We start from the raw sequence: 10,233 nt of genomic DNA, 5'->3' as shown, positions 1-10,233 counted from the left end.
TTTTGGGGCAACTTTGGGTGTACTATCAAGTCAAAAGCCTGAAGACTCGTGAAATGAAATTCGCAATCCCATTGAATTTTACCCCGTATTATGCGAACTAACTCCCAAAAGCCTTGCTACAGGGCAAATTGAGAATTGCTGCTATCGGGGGGTTACGAGGGCAAGCCTAATCGTAATCAAATTCAGAATGGTACAGTCACACGAAGGTGGCATTGGAACAGTGGAAGAATGCAAACTAAAACCTGGGCTTGGAGCGCAAATTGGTCAAAATATCTTCATTACAGTCCCATTAAGATTCTCAGTCTGTCTTCAACCAATGCCAGCGTTTCTGAGGATACAGTTCCCCATCGCTTCTCAAGTCGTTCTACTGAGATTGATCTTACGTCCTCGCACTTGATAAAACTTGGCATTTTCACTCCTCCCTCTGGAGGTTCCACTTTTATGTGAAAAGGGATTCCTTTGTCTTTAGAAGTTACTGGCAAAACAACAACTAAGCCAGATGCACCCTGATTAAACAGGTCTGCTGAAATCACTAAACATGGACGCTTACCAGCCTGTTCATGCCCTCTTACTGGATTAAGGTCTGCTAGCCATATTTCTCCTCTGGTAATTTCTGCCACTACCCTTCTACTCCATCAGCGAGAGTTTGCTCCCATGTCTGCCTTTCAGAAATTTCCTCTTGCCATAAAGTCTCATTCTTCCTTAAGGCGGCGAAGGCTTCATTCGCTTGAACTAGAAAAACATATCTGCGATAATTTTCGATGGCTTTGTCTAATACTGTTGGGAGCGTATCCCCAGAGGAGTCAACGAGTGCTAACAGCGTTTTGTGAGCAGCCTCACTAATGCTAATTTTTAATTCAGGCATACTTTTCTCTCGTAGCTTGTGTAGGGCTATTGTAGCCAATTGTGTAAGGGCTAACAACCTAGTTGGAACTGATTATTTATTCTCCCTTTTGCCTTTTGCCTGTCCTGATATGTAGCCTATGCTCAACGGATTTAGTATTAGATAACACCTGTGAATAACGGAGTCGGAGAAGAATTTTTTTTGCCCAATGTTGAAACACTTTTAACTGATGGCGTTGGCTGGGTAAACGCAGTATATAGACAAAGCGACGCATTATATCAGCCAATCTACCAGTAATATTAATGCCAAAACTGGAAACAAGGGCTGATTGTTTACCCAGGGTTAACATATCACCTAAATGGAGATAATAATAGGGTTGGGGCGATTTTTTTCTGATCACTGCCGAGATATTTTTTGCTAATAGACTGGCTGCTTGATAGGCTGCTTGTGCTGTGGCAGGAATTACCTGTTTATTAGGATAAATTTCGGCTAGATCCCCAAGGGCAAAAACTTCGGGATAGTCGATTAATTGTAAACTGGAACGGGTTAATAATTTGCCTTGTGCTGTTTTCTGACAATCTAAATTATTGATCCAATCCTGTGCTTGGGTTCCTGCTGTCCACAATAATAAATCAATGGGGATAAATTCATTTGTATTATCTTTAAATACGGTTATGGAATTAGCTGCAACTTCCCTTAATCCCGTGTTTAAATAGAGACTAACATTCTTGGCTAAAAGGGAACGATAGGAAGCAACACGCACCGATTTAGGGAAGTTTTGCAGTATTTCCTCATTCCTTTCCACTAGATAAACTTTGCCTTTTTTTCCTAAACGATCAGCCACCTTACAGGCTAATTCTACCCCATTGGGACCACCGCCAATAATTGCTAAATTAATTGAGGATTTTCCTTGAGTTTCTAAGTCATGAATTGCTGTTTGTAATTTTTCTACATCCTCTAAACTCCGAAAAGTTAGCCCATAATCAGCTAACCCCAGTATAGCCGGCCAACGATTCCGCACTCCCACCGCTAAAACGAGGTAATCGTAATCTAAAATTTCCTCATTTTCTAAATATACTTGATGATTGTTTAAATCAATATTACTGGCTTTTTGAGTTTTTAAATTAATCTGAGTTCCTGTTAATAATTGACGGTAGGAGGGAGCAATTTCCCAGCGTTGCAATTCTCCTGTAATTAGTTCATAGAGAAGAGGAGTAAAGAGAAAATGGTCTTTTGGTTCGACTAAAGTTATTTGCCATTGACCTGATTTTACTGCTGTTAATCGACTCAAATTGAGTGCCGTGTATAACCCTCCAAAACCACCACCGAGAATGCAAATCTTAGTTATAGGTTTATTCATGGATTTTTATTCTCAGTTGTGTTTAAGAGAGGTTTCAGTTCCGAAACTAATTGTTCTGAACGAATAATTCTCGCCAGGGGCAAAAGATGATAGTGAGTGTCAGCAAAAATAGTAGAATCGGTCTTAATATTCAAGTCTTTTGGGTCGTAAATTGTTGGGACAACCCGACTTAATTCTTCGGCAGATTTGCGAATATTAGCCAGGGTTTTACCATCATTTTTGGCATAAACCCAGGGTAAAGAAACCACTAAAGTCGCCCCTTTTGCTTCTAAATCTTTCTTGAGTTTTTCAATCAATTTAATCGAGTGAGCAGAGACAGGAGTATCAAAGGTCATTTGCCACCATTTCCATTTCCCTGTTTTTTCCTTAACTATAGTCGGATCTCCTGTATTAGTAATCGGATCGGAAAGATAACCCGTCATTCTGCCTTTAGTGAATAAATCAACCGTGGATTTAGTGACTGCACGCATCCCCGGAATACCTAATAACCAAGTATCCTCGATCATGGTTTTTAAAGGTATTCCACCTAACCCCGGTTTGCCAATAGCGACGCTAAAAGTTGCGGATCCCCAAAGTCCTTCGCCGCGATTAAAACCGTCCTCATCCATGAGCATGAGATATTCAGGAATCAGCAGAATTACATCCCCTTTGCGTGCTTTTTCGAGAATCATAGCGGCAATGACATTTAACCCGATATCACCCTGTAAACCGAAGTTAACCACCGGTATTCCCAATTCTTTGGCCATTAATTCCGAATTTATGCTATAATGTGCCCCCGATCCTGCCGTGACGATTAAACGCCGCGGTCCTTCGACCTTGGCTGCGATCGCTGATTTTTCCTCGTACATCATCCGCAACCAGCTTAATTCGCCGCCGTAGATGACATTATAAACAAAGCCGAGGGACCAAGCGACTCCCAGAGAGGCTAACCAGGGGAAAGGGTTAAAGGATTTAGTATTCATCAGAATTCAAAGTAAATAAAGTCACCGGTATTAGTGGAAGCTAGGAGAATAGTTAAACCTAGCAATATTTTAGACAGCCAAGGCGATAACAACAGTTCATATTCAAACTTTTTCTGGGCAATAGCCAGATGTTCGAGGATTAAAACAATGATACCAAGAACTAAAGCAACGCTTAAAACTGCTCCTTGATTGAGAGTATAGGAACTAAAAATCTCCCCGATATTAGCTAAGGAATAATTGAAAGGATTGGCAATAACCAGCATTTTGCCGATTAATCTTCTGGTGTTAATCTCCATGAAAAAGAGACAACCAAAAATGACCGCCAATTGCGTTAAAGCCCAGGAGACAATTTGCGGCGTTTTCTCCTGTAAATTTGAGGCGAAATCCCTCCACTTGTGGTACCATTTCATTTGCACTAGCCAGACCATAATGTAGTAAAAGGCTGAGGAGACGATGAAAACGAGGAAACTGGTGCGAATGGCGTAATAAAACAGGATCAGGGACAGTGCCGCTAATAGGACTTGCGGCTGAAAAACGTATTTTCCGACGAAAGCATAGAAAGGTCGCCCTAGATAACGCAGTAATAATAATAATGCCCCGTGGTAGGCACCCCAAAAGATGAAATTCCAAGCCGCACCGTGCCAGAAACCAGAGAGAGTAAAGGTGATAAATAGGTAAAAAGGCGCCCAATTTTTATTGGAACCCATCAGGGGTAAAAACACATAATCCCGAAACCAAGTGCTAAGGGTAATATGCCAACGTCGCCAAAATTCGTTAATACTTTGGGATGTGTAGGGAGCTAAAAAGTTCAATTCCAATCTAACCCCGACGAAATAGGCTAAACCAACAGCAATAAAGCTATAACCGCCGAAGTCAAAATAGATTCTCAGGGTGAATAAAAAGGCCTCAAACCAGATATACCAAGCATTGTCGATCATCTTATCTAATTGGATGTAGGGCGCAATGTTATCGGCGAGGACAAATTTCATAAATAAACCGAGGGAAAGCCAACCCAAACCCTTCTCGAAGTTTTCTCCTGTAAATTTGAGGCGAAATCCCTCCATTTGTGGTAATAAATCCCGGCGACGCTCGATCGGACCTGCGACAATTTGGGGGAAAAAGGAGATAAAATTGACATAATCGAGGACGGCTAGGGGTTTCTTTTTCTTTTCGCGTAGGGAGTCCACCACGAAAGCCACCATCTGGAAGCTATAGAAGGACACCCCCGGCGGTATTTGGCTAGGCACGGGAATTGGGGAAAGTTCCTTCCAATTGGGAGGGAGAGAAACGAATAATCCGATGATTTCTTGGACAAAAAAGCCGAAATACTTGAAGTAGGCGAGGACAAGAATATCGATGACGATAACGATAGTGGCTAGGAGATTCGCTTTCCAGCCGCTCATTTTCAGCACTAGCCAGACCATAATGTAGTTAAAGGCTAGGGAGACGATGAAAACGAGGAAACTGGTGCGACTGGCGTAATAAAACAGGATCAGGGAAAGTGCCGCTAATCCAACTCCATCAAAAACACCTCGCCAGAGATTGAAGGACTTCGCTATATAACGCGCCGTTAAGAAAGGAACGCTAAAAAGGATTAATATCCACCAAAATATAAAATCAGAGTAATTCAAGCCTTGTTAACTCCTGATGGTCTGTGTTACCTTGTTTGAGATGGGTTTCCTGACTTCTGATGCACAGAGACGAGAGATTTTCTTGACAAGCCTATCAAACTTTGTCAGACTTGTCCATAAAATTAACTCCAGCAATCCTAAAAAATTGAGGCTAGACAAGCAATGCTTTATCAAAAACTGTTAGATGCACATAAACGCTATCGGCAATTTAAGACTTATCCTCATATTGCTGATCAATATTGGTCTAGTCAGTTGGCAGAGCATAATATTAGTCCTAATAATGTGGAATATGATGCTAAATCTGGTCAACTTTTTTATAAACCTTTAGGTATCAGTTTAAGCAAAAATAAGCAAGATTTCCTCTTGGTTAGTAAAGTTTGTAACAAAGCTGGAGCCTTAAAAGCTCTGGCTGATTGTAAATTTTATATTGATGAGCAACAGGAATTAATTATCGAGATCGATGGAGTTAAGTTAATTATCGAGACGGGACAGGATTTAGATATCGCCCATGAAATTTTCCTTTTAGGTGTATATAATTTCCTCTATAACAAGCCCTGTGTAGTGATCGATATTGGTATGAATACGGGTTTTGCTAGTCTCTTTTTTGCTAATCGAGCTAATGTGAAAGCTGTCTATAGTTACGAACCTTTTAAGGCTACCTACGACCAAGCTTTAAGAAATTTTGCCCTCAATCCTAATCTAGCGGAGAAGATTAAAGCTTTTGATTATGGAGTCGGCGCTCGGGATGAAATTATTCAAGTCGAATACGATTACACCGTGAAAGCTAGTGTTGGTATTTCTGGTATTGACAACCAATTAAAACCTTTTGCCTCGAAACAAACCGCTACAGCCGATTTAATTCTGAAACCTTTCACCGATGTGTTTAAAGGTATTACCTCTGACTATCCCGATATTGATATTGTTGCCAAGATTGATTGTGAAGGCTCCGAATACGAAATCCTCGATTCTTTAGCGGCAACTGGTCAATTGGGACAGATTAAAATTGTCATGATGGAATGGCATAAAAAGGGTCCCGATGCTTTAGTCAAACATCTGCAAGACTTCGGTTTTATCATCTTCTCCCGAATGCCTCGCAGTAAAAATGTCGGCACTTTGTACGCAATTAAACCCTAAAGTACAGAAGTGAGGTGATAGGGAGATGGGGAAATTTCAACTAATACCCCAAAACCCCAACAGGTTCTAACTGATAACTGATAACTGCTTTACTGTGCTTGACAATAGGTATTAAAAGCTTCGCCAGTTTCTTTTTCTAATTGGCCGGCTTTTCTGACCTTTTCCTGTGCTAATTTTGCCCCGTTTTTATTGCGAGTTTCGATCACTTGAATTATTTCACGAGTGGCAGTGGCATAATCTTCGTAAACTTGAGCGAAAGTGGTCTTATATTTCTCTATTTCAGGATCCTTCACTGCTAATTTTTTCATATTTTCCGCGGCCTGTTCGATTTTATCGGCGGCTAATAGCCAACTTTTTTGGTCAATTTCTGTCCCTTGACCCTTGGTTAAAGATTTGGTTTCTTGGGCGACTTCGTTGGCAATCCGATAGATTTTTTGACATTGAAACTGTTTACTATCAGCACAACTTGCCAAAAAAGTCAAGCCCATAAATATTAAGATTATTTTGTTATTCATAGCATTGTATTTGAGATGATTCTAGAGAAGCTTATAGCGGTCAACTATCAGCCTCTAGTAGTTTTTTACTGTTATCGACTGATAGAATTGTTCAATCTGATAATACTAAAGTTTAGCACTCGATCGCCGTTAAGCGTGTCTTTTTTGATGCCAATTCCAAGCGTGTTCAACTATTACCTTAAGATCGGCATATTGGGGATGCCAACCGAGAACCTGTTTAGCTTTATCACTACTGCCGATTAAAATAGGGGCATCACCTGCTCTTCTGGGACTTTCGATGACGGGAATATCCAAACCAGTTACCGCTTGCGCTGTTTCAATCACTTCCCGCACAGAAAAACCGTTACCATTGCCCAAATTAAACACATTACTTTCGCCCCCATTTAAGAGATATTCTAAGCCTAAAACGTGAGCTTGAGCTAAATCATTAACATGGATATAATCACGCACAGCAGTACCATCGGGAGTATCATAATCCGTGCCAAAAATTGACAGGGAATCCCGTTTTTTCAGAGCAGTTAATAAAGCCAAGGGAATTAAATGGGTTTCCGGTTGGTGATCTTCCCCTAATAAACCACTGGGATCGGCTCCTGACGCATTAAAATAACGGAAAGCCACCGATTTTAAACCATATGCTGGATCAAAATCCCTAAGAATTTGTTCCACCATTTCCTTACTGGCTGCGTAGGGACTGAGGGGATGATGGGGGTGACTTTCCGTCATCGGAATTTCCTTCGGCATTCCATAAATAGCACAGGTGGAAGAAAAAACAAATTTCTTCACATCGGCGGCGATCATCCCTTGCAAAAGAGTCAGACTACCACTAACATTATTTTGATAGTAAATGGCTGGTTCCTGCACCGATTCCCCCACGGCAATAAAAGCGGCAAAGTGCATGACAGCGGCAATATCACGACTAGCAAATAAATTATCCAGCAGCGATCGATCCCTGGTATCACCGACAATTAACTCAACTTTTAATATATCCTTAATGATTTCGGCGTGACCGTAGGATAAATTATCGAGTACGATGACGGAATAACCGGCATTTTTGAGCGCTAGAACCGCATGGGAACCAATATAACCCGCACCGCCAGTAACGAGAATGGTAGGTTTAACTTGAGACACGCGATCATACCTATTTGAAATTGACTTGTCTATAACTTTATACCCTAATTTTGCTTTTATTTGACCATCATGTTAAGTCCCCTCGATCTATCTCTTTCCCTTGACAAGGAAACTTATCAATCACAAATTAAAGATTTAATGGAACAACTGCGATCGCTACAGCAGTCCTGTTGGGAATGTAAATTACCCGTGGTGGTGGTTTTGGAAGGTTGGGCGGCGGCAGGCAAGGGAACTTTAGTCAAAAAAATGGTTAACTATATGGATCCTCGGGGTTTTACCGTCCATCCAATTTTAACCCCTTCCTCCCAAGAGGAAAGTTACCCGTTTTTGTGGCGATTTTGGCAAAAACTGCCAGCAAAGGGCAGTATTGGCATTTTTTATCACAGTTGGTACACCCATCTACTAGAGGATCGACTCTTAAATAAATTGCCCTCCTCCCAGATTCCTCTAGTTATGCGCGATATCAACACCTTTGAGCGACAATTATTTGATGATCGGGTCGCGATCGCTAAATTCTGGATTCATCTCAGTCAAAAGGAATTAAAGTCACGCATCAAAGAATACGCCGAAAATGAGCTAGAATCTTGGCGCGTGCGTCCGGAAGATTGGCAACAGGCCAAACGTTATGATGAGTATGCCAGTTTAGCTGAGGAAATGATTACCTACACTAGCACGGGGGCCGCCCCTTGGACATTGGTGGAGGGCAACTGTCAACGTTGGGCCCGGGTAAAAGTTCTCTCCCAATTAGTCGGTACGATCGCTCAAGCTTTGGATCAGCGGCAATTACCGATCGAACCTCCTGTCAATCTACCACCCCAAGCCCAATTACTGCCCACGGAACCCGATTATCTAGGGAGAGTGGACTTAAGTGCCAAATTGGAAAAAGAAGACTATAAAATCCGTTTGCGTCAGGCACAGGTGGAATTAAGAAAACTGCAATTAGAGATTTTTCAGGCAAATATTCCCGTTTTAGTCCTGTTTGAGGGGTGGGATGCCGCCGGTAAGGGAGGTGCGATCAAACGCTTAACCGATACCCTCGATCCTCGCAGTTATCAAGTGATTGCCTTTGCTGCCCCGACGGAGGAAGAACACCGCTATCATTACCTCTGGCGCTTCTGGCGCAAATTACCCGCAGCCAAAACTATCGGTATATTTGATCGCAGTTGGTATGGACGGGTTTTGGTGGAGAGAGTGGAAGGATTCGCTAAAGATATGGACTGGCGGCGGGCATATCAAGAAATTAACGAATTTGAGGCCCAATTAACCCATTCAGGCTGTGTTTTAGTCAAATTTTGGTTACATATTAGCCCCGAAGAACAGTTAAATCGCTTCAACGAGCGCCAAAATAACCCCTATCGTCAACATAAACTCACCGATGAAGATTGGCGCAATCGAGAAAAACAGCCCCTCTACCATGTGGCAGTTAATCACATGGTAGCCCGTACTAGCACCCCCGTCGCCCCTTGGACGATTGTGGCGGCAAATGACAAGTATTTCGCCCGCGTTAAAGTCATAGAAACAGTAATTGCCGCTATTGAAACCGGTTTGAAACAACGGGGATAGGATCAGTAATCAGTGATCAGTAAACAGTGATCGGTGATCAGTAAATGGGGATCAAGATGAAAATAACTAACTAATTAACTTAAAACTTAAATCTGATAACTTAAATCTGATAACTGATAACTGAATTTATGAGTTTTTCCCCCAGTTTAATTTCTCCCGATCTTAGTTTGGCCGATATTCCCCTAGAGGAAACCCTCTCTTTAGGAGTGATGGCTTCTGGTAGTGGTTCCAATTTTGCGGTTTTGGCGGAAGCGATCGCCAAAAAACAGCTAAATGCCCGGATTCCTGTCCTCATCTACAATAATCCCGATGCCAAGGTAAAAGAAAAAGCCGCTGACTACAATATCCCTGCGGTTTTCCTCGATCATCGTCAATTTAAACCCAGAGAAGAACTCGATCGGGCAATAGTCGAAACTTTCCAGGAATACGGCGTAAAATGGGTAATTATGGCGGGCTGGATGCGAATTGTCACCCCAGTGTTACTGGATGCCTTTCCCGATCGCGTGATCAATATCCATCCTAGTTTACTACCCAGTTTTAAGGGTGTGCGTGCCGTGGAACAAGCTTTAGCCGCGGGGGTAAAAGTGACCGGATGTACTGTGCATATCGCTCGCGCGGAGGTAGATAGTGGCCCAATTTTAATGCAAGCAGTGGTTCCCATTCTCCCCGATGATACCGCAGCCAGTCTCCACGAACGCATTCAAGTGCAAGAACATCGCATTTTCCCAGTAGCGATCGCTTTAGCAGCGAAATTGAGCCTATAGAGATCGATTTCTGGACTTCCTTGGCGAGAATACTGGCAAAAAAACGAAAATTCAAGGCAAATCGTTAAATAGGGTTTGCGGCAAAAAGTTTGTTGGTGGGGTTAGGAGTCAGTAGCCAGCAGTCAGGCTTCGGCAAAAACACTACACGCGGCGGAAAAAGAAAGTGACAGGGTACAGCAAAAAAGAGTGGAATAGTTACTAATTCTGTACGCAAATATTGCATCTAGAATTAGCTTTGTACGCTTTGACCCGTACTGGGTTAACTACGAACCTCTCTATCGGATTCCCGCTAAAGGCGGCCTCTCCGACTACCTTTCTTCCAATATTTAAGG

10 protein-coding genes are annotated in these 10,233 nt (G+C 42.3%); 3 read left to right on the top strand and 7 right to left on the bottom strand.

Translation table 11 applies throughout. The annotated features are described in order from the left end of the window. Positions 1-278: 278 nt before the first annotated feature. From PN470_RS18900 to PN470_RS18880, 5 genes are all read right to left on the bottom strand, one after another. Complete coding sequence (locus PN470_RS18900; RefSeq protein WP_012268344.1) at positions 279-620, bottom strand: type II toxin-antitoxin system PemK/MazF family toxin; 342 nt, start codon at positions 618-620, stop codon at positions 279-281. Beyond that, positions 620-865, bottom strand: coding sequence for a hypothetical protein (locus tag PN470_RS18895; protein ID WP_002739747.1), 246 nt, complete (start codon positions 863-865; stop codon positions 620-622). Before PN470_RS18895 ends, PN470_RS18900 begins: the two co-directional genes overlap by 1 nt. A 76-nt stretch (positions 866-941) precedes the next feature. Further along, entirely contained in the window at positions 942-2,204 is a 1,263-nt protein-coding gene (locus tag PN470_RS18890) for an NAD(P)/FAD-dependent oxidoreductase (RefSeq protein WP_103113421.1), read from the bottom strand. Beyond that, positions 2,201-3,166, bottom strand: coding sequence for a hypothetical protein (locus PN470_RS18885; protein WP_272104935.1), 966 nt, complete (start codon positions 3,164-3,166; stop codon positions 2,201-2,203). The genes PN470_RS18890 and PN470_RS18885 overlap by 4 nt, the downstream gene beginning before the upstream one ends. Continuing rightward, positions 3,166-4,797, bottom strand: a complete 1,632-nt coding sequence (locus tag PN470_RS18880) for an MBOAT family O-acyltransferase (RefSeq protein ID WP_272104934.1) — start codon at positions 4,795-4,797, stop codon at positions 3,166-3,168. The genes PN470_RS18885 and PN470_RS18880 overlap by 1 nt, the downstream gene beginning before the upstream one ends. Positions 4,798-4,959: 162 nt before the next feature. Here PN470_RS18880 and PN470_RS18875 point away from each other — a divergent pair, with 162 nt between their 5' ends. Further along, a complete protein-coding gene (locus tag PN470_RS18875; RefSeq protein ID WP_103113418.1) occupies positions 4,960-5,931 on the top strand; it encodes an FkbM family methyltransferase in 972 nt (323 codons plus the stop codon). Between the two features lie 89 nt (positions 5,932-6,020). Here the strand turns inward: PN470_RS18875 and PN470_RS18870 are convergent, their stop codons facing one another. Then, positions 6,021-6,446: a hypothetical protein gene (locus PN470_RS18870; protein WP_002748640.1), complete on the bottom strand. Its 426-nt coding sequence runs from the start codon at positions 6,444-6,446 to the stop codon at positions 6,021-6,023. A 129-nt stretch (positions 6,447-6,575) separates the two neighbouring features. Then, positions 6,576-7,574: a UDP-glucose 4-epimerase GalE gene (gene galE, locus PN470_RS18865; RefSeq protein WP_272104933.1), complete on the bottom strand. Its 999-nt coding sequence runs from the start codon at positions 7,572-7,574 to the stop codon at positions 6,576-6,578. 69 nt (positions 7,575-7,643) lie between these two features. On the opposite strand from galE, the gene pap reads away from it, so the two are divergent. Together pap and purN are read left to right on the top strand one after the other, a co-directional pair. Continuing rightward, positions 7,644-9,137: a polyphosphate:AMP phosphotransferase gene (gene pap / locus PN470_RS18860; RefSeq protein ID WP_103113416.1), complete on the top strand. Its 1,494-nt coding sequence runs from the start codon at positions 7,644-7,646 to the stop codon at positions 9,135-9,137. 128 nt (positions 9,138-9,265) lie between these two features. Then, positions 9,266-9,901 carry a phosphoribosylglycinamide formyltransferase gene (gene purN / locus PN470_RS18855; protein ID WP_016517353.1) on the top strand — a complete coding sequence of 212 codons (636 nt, stop codon included), beginning with the start codon at positions 9,266-9,268 and terminating at the stop codon, positions 9,899-9,901. The last annotated feature ends 332 nt before the right edge of the window (positions 9,902-10,233 follow it).

Origin of the sequence: Microcystis sp. CS-574 (assembly GCF_028329095.1) — a bacterium.
Taxonomy (GTDB): Bacteria; Cyanobacteriota; Cyanobacteriia; order Cyanobacteriales; family Microcystaceae; genus Microcystis; species Microcystis ichthyoblabe_A.
The sequence above is the reverse complement of the archived record's forward strand: the minus strand, read 5'-3'. Positions and strand labels throughout refer to the sequence as shown.

What these genes read in the sequence shown, in the direction of transcription:
- PN470_RS18870 (WP_002748640.1), bottom strand. Translation starts at nt 6,446, where the DNA reads ATGAATAACAAAATAATCTTAATATTTATGGGCTTGACTTTTTTGGCA.
- pap (WP_103113416.1), top strand. Translation starts at nt 7,644, where the DNA reads ATGTTAAGTCCCCTCGATCTATCTCTTTCCCTTGACAAGGAAACTTAT.
- PN470_RS18885 (WP_272104935.1), bottom strand. Translation starts at nt 3,166, where the DNA reads ATGAATACTAAATCCTTTAACCCTTTCCCCTGGTTAGCCTCTCTGGGA.
- PN470_RS18890 (WP_103113421.1), bottom strand. Translation starts at nt 2,204, where the DNA reads ATGAATAAACCTATAACTAAGATTTGCATTCTCGGTGGTGGTTTTGGA.
- purN (WP_016517353.1), top strand. Translation starts at nt 9,266, where the DNA reads ATGAGTTTTTCCCCCAGTTTAATTTCTCCCGATCTTAGTTTGGCCGAT.
- PN470_RS18895 (WP_002739747.1), bottom strand. Translation starts at nt 865, where the DNA reads ATGCCTGAATTAAAAATTAGCATTAGTGAGGCTGCTCACAAAACGCTG.
- PN470_RS18875 (WP_103113418.1), top strand. Translation starts at nt 4,960, where the DNA reads ATGCTTTATCAAAAACTGTTAGATGCACATAAACGCTATCGGCAATTT.